Genomic DNA, 17,418 nt, shown 5'->3' with positions numbered 1-17,418 from the left:
TTCCATACATACTATATACGCGCATGTTCCTAACGCGTCCGATTGGAGTAGAAAAATACAACGCGTTATCTTAAATTCGGGCAAATTTTTTGGGGAGGAAACATGCAAGTTTCTCGCGTTAATAAAGTCTTCGCCCGTCTGGGGCGTTTTCAAGTCAAATTCCGTTGGCTGATCTTACTCGCAACAATTCTTGTGACTCTCGCCGCATGCCTCGGGCTTCCGCAACTGCAAATGACCGCCAGCGAAGAAGAATGGTTCGACGACTGGGACAAAGTCAAAATCGATCAGGCTCACTTCAACGAAATTTTTGGCAGCGAAGATTCTTACATGGTTCTCGTGCGCGCCAACGATGTATTCGCCCCCGAAGTTTTAAGCGCCATTGACCGACTTTCTAAACGCCTCGAAAACGAAGTTCCTTACGCCGACCGCGTCGTTTCACTCACGCACAACTTATCCATACCCATCGCAAACGATGAAGGCTTCGAAGTTATCAATCCGTTCGAAAGCGGTATCCCGACAGACACGGCGCAACTCTCCACCAAGAAATCGCTCATCATGAGCCGCGAATCGCTCGTAAACAACATCGTCTCTGACGACGTCAAAGAAACATGGGTCATTCTCTCGTTGAAATCGTACGAAGGCGGCGTTGATTTCGGCAAAGACAGCATAGCACCTTTCGCCCGCAACGTCATCCTCTCCGAAGAATTCCAAAGTGATAAGTTCCAGTTCTTGCCAACTGGTATGAGCTACACAGAAATGGAAGAAAACGAAGTCATCTCGCGTGAATGCGCCATGCGCATTTGCTTCGGCTTCGCCGTTATGCTCGTTTGCCTCATTTTATTCGTACGCTCTTTGCGTGGAGTCATCGTTCCCGCCATTGCAACCGTCGGAGGAATCGCATCCGTACTCGGCGTAAACGCCTGGCTTGGCATCGTCGGCGACGAAAGCATGGTCGCACTCCCCATACTTTTGGGCATGGCACTTTCGGTCGGCTATTCCATCCATTACATCAATTCTTTCCGCATGCATTTTAGGCGCACGGGCAACCGCCGCGAATCTGTGATTAATGCCGTCGAAGAAACTGGCTGGCCGATCCTCTTCACCGTCATCACCACCGTTGCCTCGCTGATTTCGTTCCTGTTCGCAGGCATCCGCCCCATCCGCTGGATTGGTGGCATTTCGGCAGGCATCGTCTTCATGGTTTATTTGTATGTCATCATCTTGATTCCGATTCTCATGAGCTTCGGCAAAAACGCAAAGCCCGATCCGACAGAAGTAAAAGCGGCAGGCGCCACAAAAGCGGACATTCTCTTTGAATTTTTCGGTCGCAAAGTTTGCAGGCACAGCGGAATCGTCGCCGCGATTTCAGCCGCCATAATGCTGGCGCAAATTCCAGGAGTCATGAACATTGACGTGAACATGGACTACACAAAAACAATGGGCGAAAAAATCCCATTCGTCACAAGACTCATGGACATGCTCAGCGGCAAGCTCGGATGCCTCTACGATTTCAATGTGATGGTCGAATTCAACGACAGCGACGCCTTGAAAGACCCCGCCAACATGAAACGCATCGAAGCGCTTGAACAAAAACTCGGCACACTCCAGCTCACAAAAACTTCGGGTGACAAACCCCGCGTGCAATCGATAACGAGACTCGTGAAAGAAATGAACCGTACGCTGAACAGCGACAGCACGGAATATTACAAGATTCCCGATGCGCAGGACATGCTCACGCAATTGCTTTTCCTCTACGAGATTTCAGATGCCGACGCGCTCTTTGAACGCATGGACGAAGATTACAAAACAACATACATCCATATCGAACTCGCTGGATACGACGCCAAGAAAATTGTAGAAGACCTCGATTCCGCAGAATCATATGCCGCACAAATTTTCCCGGACGCCAAAACGTCAATCGTCGGCGAAGTCGTAAACTACGCCGAAATGAACGGTAAGCTCGTGAACGGATTATTGCGTTCGTTCGGAGGCTCTTTCGTGATTATCGCCATTATGATGATTCTCGCATTCGGGAGCATCAAGGCGGGCCTGATTGGCATGATTCCAAACGTCGCGCCCGTGCTTTTAATCGGCGGCGTCATGGGCTATTCGGGAATGCCACTTGACATGATAACAATGATCGTGATGCCGATGATTTTGGGCATTGCCGTTGACGACACCATCCACATGAACAACCACATCAAATACGGATACGAACGCACAGACAGCTACAAAAAAGCGCTGTTGCTCTCTTACCGTGAAATTGGAAAGACAATGGGCATGACGACATTCATTCTCTGCGCGATGTTCTTCGTGTTCATCTTCAGCCCGATGGGCGCATTGCACAACGTCGGATTGCTTTCCATCGTCGGTCTTGCCGCCGCCCTCGTCGCCGACTACACGCTCACCACCGCCCTCGTATACGTCACCAAGCCCTACGGGAAAGAAAAACGCAAATAGATTGATCGTATCAATTACTACATCACCAACGTTTTACCGGGGGTACAATATTGCATAACGCAGGCGAACCACCCGGTTTATACGCTAAAGCTGAAGCAGCGCAAATTCCAAGACGTATTAAGAAATTTGGTTCATTTTGCGGACGATTTAAAAAATTCATCGAGCTATCAAGAGCAGATTCTTTTGTTGCATCCGCAAAATTTAATGGGTACAAAACAACAGAATCTTGCTCCACCAATTGTTTTTTGGGTGAAGAATTTAGCAATTGAGCCCAACAAGCAGCATGAAGCAAAAGAAACATCATAACAAAAAGATATATGGACTTCAATTGAATCATAGTGGAACAATCCTATCACGAACACTCAGTGGTTTTTGTAAAATCAGCGTCTCAACAATAAATTTAAAAGAAATATTGCAAAAAAGGTAGTCTTTCGACTACCTTTTTTGCAAACATTTTGAATTTTAATTACTCAACCTTCAATTTGGTCATGCTTTTTGCACAGATGCCCATTGTTGAGATGTTGTGCAAGAACGCTGACGTTGTCGGAGAAAGCAGACCGAAGAATCCGCCTACAAGCAAGCTTGTATTGAACGTGATGATAAAGCGGTAGTTCATCATGATGCGATCCATCAGCTTTTGGCTCAAGAGGCGCAGTTCCACGAGGTCTTGGAGATTCTCGCGGCGGAGCGTCACATCGGCAGTTTCACGGGCAATGTCCGAAGCATCGCTCATGGCGACAGAGACATTTGCCGCAGCGAGTGCTGGAGCATCGTTGATGCCGTCACCCACCATGATTACGCGCTTGCCTTCGGCCTTCATGCGTTCCACATAATGGTGCTTGTCTTCAGGCAAGACCTGCGCAAAGAACGTATCGATTCCCAAATGTTCCGCAACGCGTTCCGCCGCATTCAGGCTATCGCCCGTCAACATCACCACATTCTTGATGCAGCTTTCACGCAGCCCGCGAATCGCTTCCGCAGCTTCTTCACGCGGAGGGTCGCCAATGCAAATAGCACCTGCCAACTCACCGCCAATGCCGAGGTAAATCACGGAGGCTGCACCCGCCTGCGCATCAATAATCGCCTGGTTTTCTTCAGAGACATTGACTTTTTCGTCTTCAATGACAAAATGCTTGCTTCCGATGACCACGCGCTTGCCCTTAAGCGAAGTTGCGATACCGTGCGCCACGATGTACTGCACATCGGCATGTTCTTCGGCGTGATTGATATTGCGTTCCATCGCGGCCTTGACAATCGCACGAGCCATGCTATGCGGGAAATGTTCCTCGATGCATGCCGCAATTTTCAAGATTCGCTTTTCGGAATATTCGCCAAACGGAATAATCTTTTCAAGTCGCGGTTCCGCCTTCGTGAGCGTTCCCGTCTTGTCGAACACAATCGTATCGGCAAGAGCAAGTTCTTCCAAGTACTTGCCGCCCTTCACCGTCATATCCATATCCGCCGCTTCACGCAGTGCAGAAATCACGGAAATCGGAGTCGAGAGCTTTATCGCACAAGAGTAATCCACCATCAAGATGGAAACCGCACGAGAGATGTTCTGCGTCAAGAGCAGCGTAAGCCCAAAGCCAAGGAAACTGAACGGTACGATGCTATCGGCCAAATGTTCCGCGCGGCTCTGCACGCTCGCCTTCAAGTCTTCGCTACGGTCGATCAGTTCCACGATCTTCTGGATTTTCGTGTTGCTGTTAACCGCATGGACCTTCACGACAATCGCGCCTTCTTCAAGAACCGTCCCTGCAAAAACAATTCTGCCGGCAGTTTTCATCACCGCCTTGGATTCGCCCGTCATCGTCGATTCGTTCACAAAGGCTTCGCCTTCAATCACGCGACCATCAACAGGAATCATGCTACCGGAACGGATGCGCACCAAGTCATCGACCTGGACGTCCTTCATATCCACCAATGTATCCACGCCGTCTTTCACGACCCAGACCTTATCGACCTTGACGGCGAGGCTACCCGTCAAAGCCGTGCGCGTACGCGCCTTGGTATAATCTTCCAGCAAGCCCGACACGCCCAAAAGGAACATGACCGTGCCTGCGGACTCATAATTTTTCTGGAGAAGGCTTGCACCAATTGCCGCCCCGTCCAAAACATCGACGGTGAGCTTTCCGCTCATGAGCGTCGAAATCCCGCGAGCCACATAACGCAACCCGCGAACCACCGTAATCGCCGTGCGAATCGGAAGCGGAACAAACCAGCGCAACAAATAGCGCCTTGCAATCATTCCCGTGAGGCTTGCCTTAAAGCCATCATCCAATGCTTGCAACTGGTATTCCGTTTCACCATCGCATTCGGGCAATTCTTTGGGGTTAAGCGCTCTTACAAAATCAAGAATCTGCTTACGGCTAGTCTCGAAATCACCCGCCTTGGCGGTATATTCAAAAAGGAGGCCGCCATTGACGCTACGCACCACAACACTTTTAACGCAAGGCTCATTCAAGCAAGCCTTGTGAATGCGCGCTTCATATTCACGTTCAAAAGCGTACGCCCCAGCACGCAAGCGAAGGCGACCCGGCTTATCGTAAACGATTCTGAATCTCATAGCGATATATCAATTAAAATTAGGAATTAGGAAGTATGAATTAGGAATTAGTTAATTTGGCGGCTTCGCCGCGATTATTTCAATTCCGCATTCCGAAATCCTAATTCCGAATTATTTTTCAAGTCCTGCTTCTGCCTTGGCGTCGTTGCAGATATCGTTTGCTTCGTCCTTCATGTCCTGGAAGGCTGCCTTGGCGTCAGCGGTGAACTTCATGCCATGGGCAAGTCCGGTCACAGCGAGTTCGCGGGTCTTTTTAGCCTTGAGGACCTTCTTAGCGACAGCAGAACCCACAGCGCCAGCAATGACGAGCCAGAATTTTTCATTTTTGAATATAGACATATGTTTCTCCTTATTAAAGAAAAATCAGCGGAGCACCTGTCCGCATCTCAAAATTAGATACTCTCCCCTCCAATTGCAAATTACAAATAAATTAAATGCTCAACTTACGCGACCCCGCATCGCAGTTGAGTTTCACGAGATTAACGCTAACATTGTTAGTGAAATTCTAACAATGTTAGACTCTCTAATTTTGTTAGAGAGCCTAACATTTTTTTTTGGATCATCAAGACTCAACAACTAGGAAAGTGCAAGAACCTTGCCGAGTTCACGGCACTTTTCCTTGCCAGCGTCATCCGGCGCGCCTTCAATAGCGAGCGGTTCATCAGCAAGCACGAGGCCTGCATTTGCAGCATCTTCTTTCCACGGATTCATCCATTCGCCGCCACCCCAGCCGTAAGAGCCGAAAAGCACAACCTTCTTGCCCGAAATCTGGGCCTTCAGCTGATCATAAAGCGGCTGGAATTCGCTATCTTCGAGTTCTTCAGCACCCATTGCCGGGCAGCCCAAAGCAAACTTGTCAAATTCCTGGGCCTTATCGGCAGAAAAAGCGGACGTATTGAAAAGCGTCACATCGGCACCAGCTTCCTTTGCGCCAGCAACCACTTCATTCGCCATAACTTCGGTATTACCCGTACCCGTCCAGAAAATAACAGCAATTTTATTCATTTTATGTTCCTTTTTGTTTTTTCGGTTAGTTAACATGCAACAGTCAATTCTTCCAAAGAATCGCCTGATTCAAATCGTTCACGTAAAATTTTTTGACATTTTTTGTATACTTCAAAAATGTGCATGGAATTCGGCACGTCGTTATAGACCTTCCAGCAGCCAATCAGCTTGTAATTTTTACCGCCGTACGTAATAAAATCTTTCACGTCGTCAAGCGGATAGCCCAAAAACACGCCCACTTCATGCGGAAAGCACACCGAGCGCGTCATGCGAACCTGAAAAAAGTTCAACAGCGATTCAGCATCAAAGCAGCTGTAGCCAAAACCTTTCAAAAAATTACGTACTTCGCAAGAGCATCCCAAATTTTGTAAAGCGCTATTCCGGTAGACATAGATAAAATAACGTCCACAACGTTCAGCAATCACGCGAGCAATAACGCCCTTAGGGTTCAATGCCTGATTCCAACGAGCAAGGATATTGCAAAGCAAAACACCATCAGCAACATCAACACAAAAGAGATTGCCCAACTTATGGCCCGCAAGAGTCGGGGCGCATTGTCGAACCAAGCAGGAATCAAGGCTTCTATCCATGAACAACCTAAGTATTTAGTATAAAGTCAAAAATCCCGCCGTTAGCCTTCGCCACGGCGGGATAACCTATCTAGCATATATGAGGTAACGAAATCTATATGCTAGCCGAGCTTCTATGGCAATAGTCTCTGAGATGTATTTTAGAATTTTTTATTCCCTAACTCAACTCCAAATAGACACAAAACAATCCTTAAAGTTAGATTCATCTAATAAAATTTATCTATATAAAAATCCCGCCCACGACATTCATCGAGGCGGGAGGTTTATCCTATGGCAAAATCTTAGAATGCAAACACAGTTTCGAGACCAAGCTTGAGGCCAGCGTCATCAGCGTCGTCACCAACAGGGATATTCACCTTGGCAAAGCCTGTTACGTCAAGACCTTCAATAGGAGTGAAGTATGCGCGAAGACCAATGTTGAACACAGAAACATCTTCGTCCTTATCCGTCGTATTTGTGTGATATTCCAACGGAAGACCAAGAGCAATGACATCGTTTATCTTCACACTCGGCTCACCATAGGCAAAGAAATATTCAGGAATTTCTTCGCCGTGATCAGTCGGATCGTCCTTATCGATAATAGCAAAGAACACAGATCCCTTAATATTCACCTTGCCAAGTTCTACAGCAGGTTCAGCCAGGAATGCATGCGTTGCTTTCGGAGTATCTTCACCAAGATTATCCATATGCAAGCCATACACAAAGTGGAAAGTGAATACATCTGCTTTCAAATTTGCATCAAGACCGGCATGGAATTCATTATGCTTAGCTTCCTGATAGGACTTGTAATCCACAAACGGACGCAACACCTGATCGCCAAGGCCGAGTTCGTAAGCAAGGTGAAGATCATAGGCATAGCCGACACATTCTTCATCTTCTGGGCAAGAATCCGGATTGTCGTTGCCACCGCGGCCAAAGCCAAGGCCAAACACAAGGCCGTCATAGTCGATTTCGAAACCGCGGATATCGTGTTCTGCCATACCAGCGGCGTTATCAGCCGGATCGTCATAATCGTAGAAGTTGAGGAAAGCGCCTTCCGAGAAAGTCAAGTCACCAAACTTCACGGCAAACTTGTCGCTATGCGTGTACTGGACAAATGCACCATTATAAATAGCTTTCGGATCCGTCGTTTTGCCATCAGCTTCCAACTGTACGGATGCAGACCACTTTTCGTTAAATTTCACATCTACGTTCAAGTCAAATGTTGATTCGTAGCTATGGCTCTTAATATCTTCATTGACGACATCACCTGTATAAGCATCAAATTCTACTTCACCAGAGAACTTGACTTCCGGGCCTTTAGATGCGGCTTCAGCTTCCTGAGCAATAGCCGGAACGGCAAGGATAGATGCAGCAGCAAGACCAAACAAAAGGTTGGATGTTAAACGAGTCTTCATAAATCACTCCCATGACGGATTTTTTATTCGCTTTTGTAACACTCCGTCAAGTATTTTACATTTTGTGTTACAAAATCCTTGGCTTTTCGCCCTTTTTACTCTTCTTAAAGCAAAGAGCGTGCCAATTATTTTTCAGTTCATTCCATTCAGAATCATTTTTTTCAGCGCCCATATGTTAGTTTCTCCTATCTTTGTTAGTTTAGTCTAATTCAAGGCGTTTAATTAAGGGCTGGCAGGTTTCGGGCCTACCAGCCCTTAATAATGATTCTTGACTCAAATACAATTAGTCTTCGAAACGCCCTTTCTTATTTGCGTTCAATCCAAAGAGCTTGAGGAATACAAACGTTGCCACAAGCACGATGATCGAGCTTACAATCCAGAACACATTTCCACCGACCGGCACCTGGTAGAGGAGTACCGCGACAGCCCAAGCGAGGACAGTCTGCACCACAGCCATCAGCACACCGAGTCCAAGGCCGATTTCACGAACCACGACACCCATCGCAGCAAGGCACGGCACATAGAGCAAGATGAAGATGAGGAATGCAAACACCTGCCAGTTAAATCCATCGACCGGATTTCCGTTCTTGTCCGGGTTGTGGAAGTAAGAACGGAGGTTGGCATAGATGTCAGCCGTTTCGCTCAAGTCGCCTTCTTCGAGAGCACCGATTTCATCTTCGCTCAAAGTGAGGCCTGCAGCAGCAAGCTTTGCAAAGACTTCTTCGCGAGCCTTGTCAGCACCTTCATCTTCGCTGAAGGTTTCGATAGAAGCGTATTCTTCGCAAGTAATTGCCTTCGCATCAAGAATCTTGTCGAGCGTGACCTTCTTGAGTTCTGCGGCATTCTGAGCTTCAAGTTCGCCAGAAGTCCCGAGAATGTCCGTGAGTGAACCAAAGACTTCGCTCAAATTTTCAGGAATCGTGCCGAGGGCTTCCTTGAGCGCACCGAGAATGTCCGGAGCACCGCCTTCTTCCTCTTCTTCGGCAGGGCATTCGTCCACGCCAGCGATGAGAACCTTTTCTTCGGCAGGAGCTTCATCGTCATGGCGGGCTTGATCCGCCATCTCAGCCGTAGAGGATTCCGGCTCGGAGGCCGGAATGACGTTCGAGGCGACCTTTACGGAATCCACTACAGCGCTATCAGCGGCGGCAGCAGGTGCTTCACCGTCATGGCGGGCTTGATCCGCCATCTCAGCTGTAGAGGATTCCGGCTCGGAGGCCGGAATGACGTTCGGAGCAGCCTTTTCAGCAGTAGCGCTTTCTTCTGCGGCTTCACCAGAACCCGCCATGGAGTACAACGAGTTCATCGTACCAATCACAGCTTCCTTAGCAAGGAGGCCCGTGAAGAGGGACACAGAAGCCGGCCAGTTGTTGGATTCAACACCGAACGGTTCGAAAATCGGGGTAATCGCCTTACCGATTACAGAAAGCAAGCTGTTTTCGGAATCGCCGTTACCTGCAGTAAATTCACTTTCCGTCTGGATCTTGGATTCGTCAATCACGACACCTTCAGGGAGCGGGACTTCCTTTTCGTCCTGCATCATGACGTAGCCTTCTTCGCTCTTCACGATTTCAGTCTTTTCGCCATTGATTTCGGTGTAGAGCTTGTCCACAAAGCCAAAGCTGTTGAGGAAGCCGAGAATAGCAACCGCAATCGTAATCACCTTACCGGCACGGATCACGTAGTCACGCAAACGGAGCCAGGAGTGGATCATGAGCGACTTGAACTTCGGCAAGTGATAAGGCGGCAGCTCCATCACAAAGTTGCTGGCCTCACCAACAAACAAGGAGCGGCGAAGAATCAAGCCGTACACGATCGCAAAGAGAACGCCCGCAAGGTAGAGGGCAAACACGACCGTCCCTGCCTGCGTTCCGAAGAATGCAGCCGCAAACAGCGCATACACCGGGAGGCGAGCGCCGCAGCTCATGAACGGCACGAGGAAAATCGTGAGGAAGCGTTCACGCTTGGATTCGAGCACACGAGAACCCATAATGCCCGGCACACCGCAACCAAAGCCAACCATCATCGGCACAAATGCGCGGCCCGGGAGTCCGAGGAATCGCATAAAGCGGTCTGCCACAAAAGCGGCACGCGCCATGTAACCAGAGTCTTCCAAGAAAGAAAGGCAGAGGAACATGAAGAAGATGACCGGGATGAACGTCGAAACTGTCTGGATACCGGCACCGATACCGTCCGCGAGGATTGCAGATACAAAGCCCGGCGCATGGAGCACATCCGTGAGCAAGTAGCCAAGGCCATCCACAAAGATAGCGCCAAACAGCACGTCAAAGAAATCAATGAAAGCAGAACCGATCGTCACTGCAACCCAGAAGACCAGGTACATGACCAAGAGGAAAATCGGAAGCGATGCCCAGCGGTTCAAGAGCACGGAGTCGAGCTTATCCGACCAAGTCCTCTTGGAACGGTTCGAAAGGATCGTCTTGCTTGCAATTTCGTGCGCCATGCTGTAGCGCACATCTGCCATCGCAAATTCGCTTTCTTCGCCAAGAATAGAGGTCACTTCAGCCTTGTTGATCTGGACCTTGGCTTCGGCAAACTTGTCTGCATAGCTCTTTTCGTTGCCCAAGTACATGAGCGAAACCCAGCGAGCATCCGTATCCAAAAGCTTTGCAACCGGTTCAACCTTCGGTTCCAAATACTTGATAGCGGATTCGACCTTTTCGCCGTAATCAATAGCCTTCGGCTTCATCATCTTGCCCGAAATCACGTGGGCCATTTCACTGATGAAGTTCGTAATGCTCTTGTCGTTCACAGCAGAAAGCGGAACCACCGGCACGCCAAAGCGTTCAGCAAGGATATCCAAATCCAAATGCAAGCCGCGCTGTTCAGCAATATCAATCATGTTTGCCGCAATCACCATCGGCAGGTGCATATCGGCAAGCTGAGAAGTGAGGAACAAGTTACGTTCAATGTTCGAAGCATCAATGATATTGATGATAAGGTCCGCTTCGCGAGTGAGCAAGTAGTCCACAGCGGCGCGTTCATCTTCGGCATTGGCAAAGAGAGCATAGGTACCCGGCAAGTCCACCACGCGGATATGCTGGTTACCGAGTTCAAAGAAGCCTTCCTTCTTTTCGACAGTCACGCCCGGCCAGTTACCAACATGTTGGCGAGCACCCGTAAGAGCATTAAAAAGAGCCGTTTTACCGCAGTTCGGGTTACCGGCAATTGCAATAGTAAAAAGCTTCGGAGCCATTAGACCCTCTTCAATTTAAGAACGTTCGCTTCTTGTCTGCGAAGCGACAAACGGTAAGAAAGAACACTCACCTCAATCGGATCCCCGAGAGGTGCAATCTGCAAGACTTCAAGCGTTACGCCACGGACAAGTCCCATCGACAAAAGCTTGGACTTGTAGCGGGCATCGCCCTCATTGTAGCCGACAATTTCAACTTTGTCGCCCTTCTTGAGATCCGAAAATTTCGGTTCCAAATCCCACTTTTTAGTTTGCGACTTGCCGCCGCAACCGCAATTACAACCCATTGTTATTTCCTTTTTTCACTTTTGGGAGCCTTCTTCACGACGGCACTTGCGTTATTCTTCTTCATGAATTCTTCAATAGTCGCAAGCGTTTCAGCCGAAAGAATGTGTTCCATGCTGCAAGCATCTTTGTCCGCAATCGCTTCTGAAACTCCCAGACGAATCAAAAATCCCTTGAGGAGGATGTGACGGTTCAGCACATCGGCTGCAGCCTTGCGACCTTCGTCGGTGAGTTCCACACCACTATAAGGTTCCTGCGTCACAAGCCCGAGTTTTTTGAGTTCGAGAATTGCCTTAGCCACAGAAGGCATCTTGACAGACAGAGCTGCCGCAATGTCCTTGACACGGGCAATTCCGTTCGCTAAACGAAGCATGTGCACCATCTCAAGATAGTCTTCGAGACTCTGGCTGAGCTTCACGTGATTGTGTTCCATATGATGATCCTTTTACGTTAACGTCGTCTAATTTAATTAGACATGACTAAATTTAATAAGCCCAGTCTAATTAGTCAAGGCTAAACTTTTATACTTTTTTACTATTGCCTCAGCAAAAGCCACGCTATAACCGTCAATTACCACCCTTGTCACGCCCGCCAAATCCTTATCTTTTACATATATATGGACAATTTGACTATTTAAGAGGAATTTTGGGCATATCCTTATTACAAGGCAATCTTTGCAAAAAACGCGCCTTTTGCTAGATTTCATGCATGAACTTCCTTGAGCAAAAAATCCTTGCCGATGGCGTAGTCAAACCCGGCAACGTCCTAAAAGTTGACAGTTTCTTAAACCACCAGATTGACATCCGCCTGATGCAAAAAATCGGCGAAGAGTTCAAACGTCGTTTTGCCGACGTCCAGTTCAATAAGGTGCTCACCATCGAAGCAAGCGGTATCGCCATCGCGGCATTCATCGCCTACCTGAACGACGTGCCCGTAGTTTTTGCCAAGAAGGGCCAGACCGTCAACAGCACCGACGACAAGTACGTGGCCAAGGCATATTCATTCACGCACAAAAAGTTCAACGACATTTTCGTTTCGCGCCCCTACCTCAAGCCGACCGACAAGATCCTCATCGTGGACGACTTCCTTGCCGACGGTGAAGCCAGCAAGGCGCTCATCGACCTCGTGAAGCAAGCAGGCGCCGAACTCGTCGGTGTCGGTATCGCCATTGAAAAGGGCATGCAGCCCGGTGGAGCAAAGCTCCGCGCCGCAGGCGTTCGCCTGGAATCCATCGCCATCGTCGATAGCATGGATCCCGAAACCGGATTCATCAAGTTCCGCGAACAGTAAATCATAGATTGCTTCGCCCCTTGCGGAACTCGCAATGACGTAAAAAAACATTCAAAGTCCGCAATGACGTGACAATACATTCAAGGTTCGTAATGACGAAATAAAGTTTAAGGTAAAGCATGAAGACTTCGGACAACATTTATCAACTTGACGGACGCGTTCCGCTTTTACAGGCAATCCCATTCGGCTTGCAGCACGTGCTCGCCATGTTCGTGAGCAACATTACGCCGATCATCATCCTTGCAAATGTCGTCGGGATTGAAAAAGGCCTTACCGCCTCGCTCATCCAGAACTGCATGATTATCGCAAGCATCGGTACGCTCATCCAGCTCTACCCCGTCTGGAAAATCGGTTCCCGCCTCCCCATCGTCATGGGCATCAGCTTCACGTTCCTCTCCGTCTCCATTTCCATCGGAGTCTCGCAAGGCATGGGAACGCTCATGGGCGCCGTTATCGTCGGCGGTATCGTCGAAGGACTTCTCGGCCTCTGCGCCAAATACTGGCTCAAGCTCATTCCACATATCGTGGCAGCTACCGTCGTGACCTCCATCGGATTCTCGCTACTCCCCATCGGCGCCAATTCATTCGCAGGCGGTCAAGGCGCCGCTGACTTTGGCTCTGCACAGAACTGGATTGTCGGAAGTGTCACGCTCCTCACCTGCCTACTCACGCAAGTCTTTGCCAAGGGATTCCTCCGTTCGCTTTCCGTGCTGGTCGGCCTCATCGTCGGTTACATTCTTGCACTCTGCATGGGCATGGTGGACTTCTCGGGCATTTCAAGCAACGGCTTTTTCGCGCTCCCCAAGCTCCTCCCGTTCACTCCGGAATTTAACTTGGGCGCAATTCTCTCCGTCATCGCCATCTATCTCGTGTCCGCCACAGAAACCGTCGGCGACTCCAGCGCCCTTTGCAGCGGCGCCCTCAAGCGCCAGATTCACAAAGTCGAAATGGGAGGCGCCATCAGCTGTGACGGCTTTGTCAGCTCCATTTCCGGACTCTTCGGCTGCACCCCGATTACATCGTTCAGCCAAAACGTCGGCCTCGCCTCGCTCTCTGGCGTCGTGAACCGCTTCGCCATCGCAACAAGCGCAGGCATCATGCTCCTCGGCGGCCTTTTCCCGCCCGTAGGCACCCTCCTCACGACCATCCCGCAAGCCGTTCTCGGCGGCTGCACCATCATGATGTTCGGTTCCATCCTCTTCGCAGGATTCGGCATGATCGCCAAAAGCGGTTTCTCGCAGCGCAACATGATTATCGTTAGCTTGTCCTTAAGCACCGGTCTCGGATTCACATCCGCATCGCAGATGTTCAAAATCTTCCCGCAGATTATCCAGACCATTTTCGCTGAAAACTGCGTCGCTGTGGTATTCATCCTCGCCGTCCTTTTGAACTTGGTATTGCCCAAGGATAAGGAAGAAGCAAAGTAAACTACTTTTCCCCAAAGCTCACGCCGAAGGATTTGGGCAATACGATTTCCTTATAGACGCTCATCAGGTAGTCATCGGTCATTCCAGAAACGTAGTCAGCGACAATGCGCGAGAGCGGCGTCGTTTCCCTGTATTTTTCACCCAGCGACTCGCGCCAGTGATTGATTCCGGTTGCCTTTTTCACGCCAGACTGAAGTTCATCAAGGCATTCTTCCAAGACGGTGCGGAACATCATCTTGATTTTTTCATCCTGGGTTGACTTTTTCGGATTCAAATAGATGTTGTTGTAGTTCCATTCTTTCAGCTGGTTAAGCGAATCATAAACTTCTGGCGAGAAGACGAGCGTTCCTCTGTCTAGGCTATTGTTGACAAGGTCCGTAATGAGCGTGTTGACGATTTCGCTGTTTTTGTTACCAAGAATTTTTGTGATTTCCTGGGGGATGTCTTCGCGATTCACCAATTTCAAAATGATGGCATCTTCGATGTCGCGGCCAACGTACGCAATCACGTCCGAGATTCGCATGACGCAACCTTCCAATGTCATCGGGACCATCTCTTTCGATTTCAGCGTTCCGCTTAAGCTATTCCTGTATTCTTCCAGCAGTTTTTCTGGAGTCTTGCTACGGTTGCAGCCGTATTCATTTTTCAAGATTTCGCCGTTGTGGCAGATGATTCCGTCAAGCACTTGCGCAGTAAGGTTCAGCCCTTTGCCGCGCGCTTCAAGGTCATGGAACAGCCTAAAGCTTTGAACGTTGTGTTCAAAAATTCCTCCACCGCACTCCTGCAAAAACGCCGAGACAATCTTTTCGCCATCATGTCCAAAAGGCGTATGGCCCACATCGTGCCCTAGCGAAATTGCCTCTATCAAGTCTTCGTTCAGATTCAAGAAGCGCCCAATGGTCCTTGCAATTTTTGCAACCAGCTGCACATGCAATACTCGATGCGTGATGTGGTCATTTTCAACAAGGTAAAAAGCCTGCGTCTTGTCAATGTATCGGCTATAGCAATAGGAATGGATAATCTTGTCCGCATCACGAGAAAAGTTCGGACGAATATCTTCTTGTGCTTCGTAATAGCGAATCGCAGACGACGACTTGCAAGCGTATTCTGCAAGCGACTTTTCCTTTTCCATCAAGCGGGATTCAATTTCTTTCTTGACCGAAGCGTTCCATTCCATAAGGCAAATCCATTAAGTGACAATATTTTTCGTTTTACAAAATATATAAAAACAGCAAAAAGAAAGCCCTGAAGGTGAACTTCAGAGCTTTTTCTAAGATTTTGGTTTAACTGGATCCTTCCGCCTTCGGCGTCAGGATGACGCGACAAATGGTCGCGTTACTTAACGACGATGTTCACGAGCTTGCCCGGGACAACGATGGACTTCACGACGGTCTTGCCAGCCATAAACTCCTTCATGCGATCATTTTCCATGGCGAGCTTTTCGAGGGCGGCCTTGTCCAAGTCCTTAGCAACGGATGCCTTGGCGCGGACCTTGCCGTTCACCTGGAACACGACTTCGACGGTGTTTTCCACAGCCTTGGAGTGGTCGGCTTCCGGCCAGGCAACATTCGTGAGCGAGCCTTCGTGACCGAGGATGCTCCACATTTCTTCGGCGATATGCGGGGCAAACGGGTGCAAGAGCTTGACGAACGTTTCGCACGGTTCGCGGTAGCGCTTGCGTTCAGGGAACAGCACCGGAGCCGATTCTCCGAATTTCGTAGGCACATACCGCGTTTTCGACATTTCATTAACAAGAATCATTAGCTGGCTAATCGCTGTATTGAAGCTCATGCTTTCAATATCATTTGTCACCTTAATGATACTTTGATGTACAAGCTTTTCAATATCTTCTGGAGCAGAACCTTCAACAAATTCAGAAGGACAATCATCATCACCAACAACAGCTCGCCAAGCACGATTCAAAAAGCGGAACATGCCTTCGATGCCCTTGGTCTGCCACGGCTTCACAGCATCGAGCGGGCCCATGAACATTTCGTACAAGCGAAGGCTATCGGCACCGTAGTCGCGAACGACATCATCAGGGTTCACCACGTTCTTCAGGGACTTACTCATCTTAGCCACAATCTGCTTGAGTTCGATGTCAGTACCCTTCTTGAAGTACTTGCCGTTCTTTTCTTCAACTTCATCGGTCGGGACCTTGGAGCCAGCGGCATCTTCGTAAGCGAAGGCAAGAATCATGCCCTGATTGAAGAGCTTCTGGAACGGTTCGTCGGTAGAGACGAGGCCGAGATCGAACAAGACCTTGTGCCAGAAACGGCTGTAGAGCAAGTGGAGCACGGCATGTTCGGCACCACCCACATAGAGGTCAACCGGCATCCAGTACTTTTCAAGTTCCTTTGCCACAAATGCGTCGCCGTTGCAAGCGTCGATGTAGCGGAGGTAATACCAGCAAGAGCCAGCCCACTGCGGCATGGTGTTCGTTTCGCGGATACCCTTGCGGCCGTTCTTATCGACGACCTGGAGCCATTCGGTAGCGTTGGCGAGGGGAGACTGACCGCCGTCACCCGGCTTGTAGTCCTTGAGTTCCGGCAAGAGCACCGGAAGTTCGGCGTCATCCACCGTAGAGATTTCGCCATCTTCCCAGTGGATAATCGGGAACGGTTCGCCCCAGTAACGCTGACGGCTGAAGAGCCAGTCGCGGAGCTTGTAGTTCACGGTTGCCTTACCGATCTTGTTAGCTTCGAGCCATTCGATGACCTTGGCGATACCCTGCTTCTTGTTGAGGCCGTTGAGGCAGAGCGTTGCATTTTCGCTATTGATGTAGGTGCCGTCGGCAGCCCAGCAGGCTTCGCCCTTGAGCACGAGCGGCTTAACATCTTCGGGGCAGCTTGCATCCGGTTCCATGATGCAGATAACCGGGAGGTTGAACTTCTTTGCAAAGTCAAAGTCACGAGTATCGTGAGCCGGCACAGCCATGATAGCGCCGGTGCCATAGCCCGTCAAAACGTAGTCAGCAACCCACACCGGAATCTTCGTGCCGGTGAGCGGGTTCACGGCGTAAGAACCAGTGAACACACCGGTCTTTTCCTTGGCGAGTTCCGTACGGTCGAGGTCGCTCTTGAGAGCGGCGGCATGCACGTATTCTTCCACGGCGGCCTTCTGTTCGGCAGTCGTGAGTTCCGGCACCATAGCGTGTTCCGGAGCAACGACCATGTAGGTTGCA

The 17,418-nt window shown here is 49.5% G+C and carries 14 protein-coding genes; 3 read left to right on the top strand and 11 right to left on the bottom strand.

Translation table 11 applies throughout. From position 1 onward, the window contains the following. Positions 1–102 precede the first annotated feature (102 nt). Positions 103–2,460, top strand: a complete 2,358-nt coding sequence (locus tag ACJMM9_RS14940; RefSeq protein WP_405328664.1) for an RND family transporter — start codon at positions 103–105, stop codon at positions 2,458–2,460. 22 nt (positions 2,461–2,482) lie between these two features. On the opposite strand, the gene ACJMM9_RS14935 is transcribed toward ACJMM9_RS14940, so the two are convergent. The 9 genes from ACJMM9_RS14935 to ACJMM9_RS14895 all read right to left on the bottom strand — a co-directional run bounded on the left by ACJMM9_RS14935 (position 2,483) and on the right by ACJMM9_RS14895 (position 11,950). Further along, positions 2,483–2,797, bottom strand: a complete 315-nt coding sequence (locus tag ACJMM9_RS14935; protein ID WP_405328662.1) for a hypothetical protein — start codon at positions 2,795–2,797, stop codon at positions 2,483–2,485. Positions 2,798–2,926: 129 nt separating this feature from the next. After that, the gene (locus tag ACJMM9_RS14930; RefSeq protein WP_405328659.1) at positions 2,927–5,026 is read right to left on the bottom strand and encodes a heavy metal translocating P-type ATPase; all 2,100 of its coding nucleotides are present in this window, start codon (positions 5,024–5,026) and stop codon (positions 2,927–2,929) included. 111 nt (positions 5,027–5,137) lie between these two features. After that, positions 5,138–5,365 (bottom strand): DUF1490 domain-containing protein, encoded by a 228-nt coding sequence (locus tag ACJMM9_RS14925; RefSeq protein WP_405328656.1) that lies wholly within the window; start codon positions 5,363–5,365, stop codon positions 5,138–5,140. Positions 5,366–5,602: 237 nt separating this feature from the next. After that, entirely contained in the window at positions 5,603–6,031 is a 429-nt protein-coding gene (locus ACJMM9_RS14920; protein ID WP_015732085.1) for a flavodoxin, read from the bottom strand. 29 nt (positions 6,032–6,060) lie between these two features. Then, entirely contained in the window at positions 6,061–6,621 is a 561-nt protein-coding gene (locus tag ACJMM9_RS14915) for a DUF3793 family protein (protein ID WP_405328653.1), read from the bottom strand. A 281-nt stretch (positions 6,622–6,902) separates the two neighbouring features. Beyond that, entirely contained in the window at positions 6,903–8,018 is a 1,116-nt protein-coding gene (locus tag ACJMM9_RS14910) for a hypothetical protein (RefSeq protein ID WP_405328651.1), read from the bottom strand. 283 nt (positions 8,019–8,301) lie between these two features. After that, a complete protein-coding gene (feoB, locus tag ACJMM9_RS14905) occupies positions 8,302–11,235 on the bottom strand; it encodes a ferrous iron transport protein B (protein ID WP_405328648.1) in 2,934 nt (977 codons plus the stop codon). Next, positions 11,235–11,519: a FeoA family protein gene (locus ACJMM9_RS14900; RefSeq protein WP_015732083.1), complete on the bottom strand. Its 285-nt coding sequence runs from the start codon at positions 11,517–11,519 to the stop codon at positions 11,235–11,237. Before ACJMM9_RS14900 ends, feoB begins: the two co-directional genes overlap by 1 nt. Positions 11,520–11,521: 2 nt before the next feature. Beyond that, complete coding sequence (locus ACJMM9_RS14895; protein ID WP_405328645.1) at positions 11,522–11,950, bottom strand: metal-dependent transcriptional regulator; 429 nt, start codon at positions 11,948–11,950, stop codon at positions 11,522–11,524. 275 nt (positions 11,951–12,225) lie between these two features. Between ACJMM9_RS14895 and ACJMM9_RS14890 the strand changes: the two genes are divergently transcribed. Both ACJMM9_RS14890 and ACJMM9_RS14885 read left to right on the top strand, forming a co-directional pair. Beyond that, on the top strand, positions 12,226–12,807 hold the full coding sequence (locus ACJMM9_RS14890; protein ID WP_014546335.1) for a xanthine phosphoribosyltransferase: 582 nt from the start codon (positions 12,226–12,228) through the stop codon (positions 12,805–12,807). Between the two features lie 119 nt (positions 12,808–12,926). Continuing rightward, on the top strand, positions 12,927–14,234 hold the full coding sequence (locus ACJMM9_RS14885; RefSeq protein ID WP_405328642.1) for a nucleobase:cation symporter-2 family protein: 1,308 nt from the start codon (positions 12,927–12,929) through the stop codon (positions 14,232–14,234). Position 14,235: 1 nt separating this feature from the next. Here the strand turns inward: ACJMM9_RS14885 and ACJMM9_RS14880 are convergent, their stop codons facing one another. Continuing rightward, entirely contained in the window at positions 14,236–15,411 is a 1,176-nt protein-coding gene (locus ACJMM9_RS14880; RefSeq protein ID WP_405328640.1) for a deoxyguanosinetriphosphate triphosphohydrolase family protein, read from the bottom strand. Positions 15,412–15,569: 158 nt separating this feature from the next. Then, a partial coding sequence (gene leuS / locus ACJMM9_RS14875; RefSeq protein WP_405328638.1) for a leucine--tRNA ligase occupies positions 15,570–17,418 on the bottom strand: 1,849 nt, incomplete at its 5' end.

Source organism: Fibrobacter sp. (genome assembly GCF_045112255.1).
Lineage (GTDB): Bacteria > Fibrobacterota > Fibrobacteria > Fibrobacterales > Fibrobacteraceae > Fibrobacter.
The sequence above is the reverse complement of the archived record's forward strand: the minus strand, read 5'-3'. Positions and strand labels throughout refer to the sequence as shown.

Bases quoted from the DNA above. Each gene is read 5' to 3' on its own strand.
- ACJMM9_RS14885 (WP_405328642.1), top strand. From the start codon at position 12,927: ATGAAGACTTCGGACAACATTTATCAACTTGACGGACGCGTTCCGCTT.
- ACJMM9_RS14880 (WP_405328640.1), bottom strand. From the start codon at position 15,411: ATGGAATGGAACGCTTCGGTCAAGAAAGAAATTGAATCCCGCTTGATG.
- ACJMM9_RS14940 (WP_405328664.1), top strand. From the start codon at position 103: ATGCAAGTTTCTCGCGTTAATAAAGTCTTCGCCCGTCTGGGGCGTTTT.
- ACJMM9_RS14895 (WP_405328645.1), bottom strand. From the start codon at position 11,950: ATGGAACACAATCACGTGAAGCTCAGCCAGAGTCTCGAAGACTATCTT.
- ACJMM9_RS14930 (WP_405328659.1), bottom strand. From the start codon at position 5,026: ATGAGATTCAGAATCGTTTACGATAAGCCGGGTCGCCTTCGCTTGCGT.
- feoB (WP_405328648.1), bottom strand. From the start codon at position 11,235: ATGGCTCCGAAGCTTTTTACTATTGCAATTGCCGGTAACCCGAACTGC.
- ACJMM9_RS14900 (WP_015732083.1), bottom strand. From the start codon at position 11,519: ATGGGTTGTAATTGCGGTTGCGGCGGCAAGTCGCAAACTAAAAAGTGG.
- ACJMM9_RS14935 (WP_405328662.1), bottom strand. From the start codon at position 2,797: ATGATTCAATTGAAGTCCATATATCTTTTTGTTATGATGTTTCTTTTG.
- ACJMM9_RS14925 (WP_405328656.1), bottom strand. From the start codon at position 5,365: ATGTCTATATTCAAAAATGAAAAATTCTGGCTCGTCATTGCTGGCGCT.
- ACJMM9_RS14915 (WP_405328653.1), bottom strand. From the start codon at position 6,621: ATGGATAGAAGCCTTGATTCCTGCTTGGTTCGACAATGCGCCCCGACT.
- ACJMM9_RS14890 (WP_014546335.1), top strand. From the start codon at position 12,226: ATGAACTTCCTTGAGCAAAAAATCCTTGCCGATGGCGTAGTCAAACCC.
- ACJMM9_RS14920 (WP_015732085.1), bottom strand. From the start codon at position 6,031: ATGAATAAAATTGCTGTTATTTTCTGGACGGGTACGGGTAATACCGAA.
- ACJMM9_RS14910 (WP_405328651.1), bottom strand. From the start codon at position 8,018: ATGAAGACTCGTTTAACATCCAACCTTTTGTTTGGTCTTGCTGCTGCA.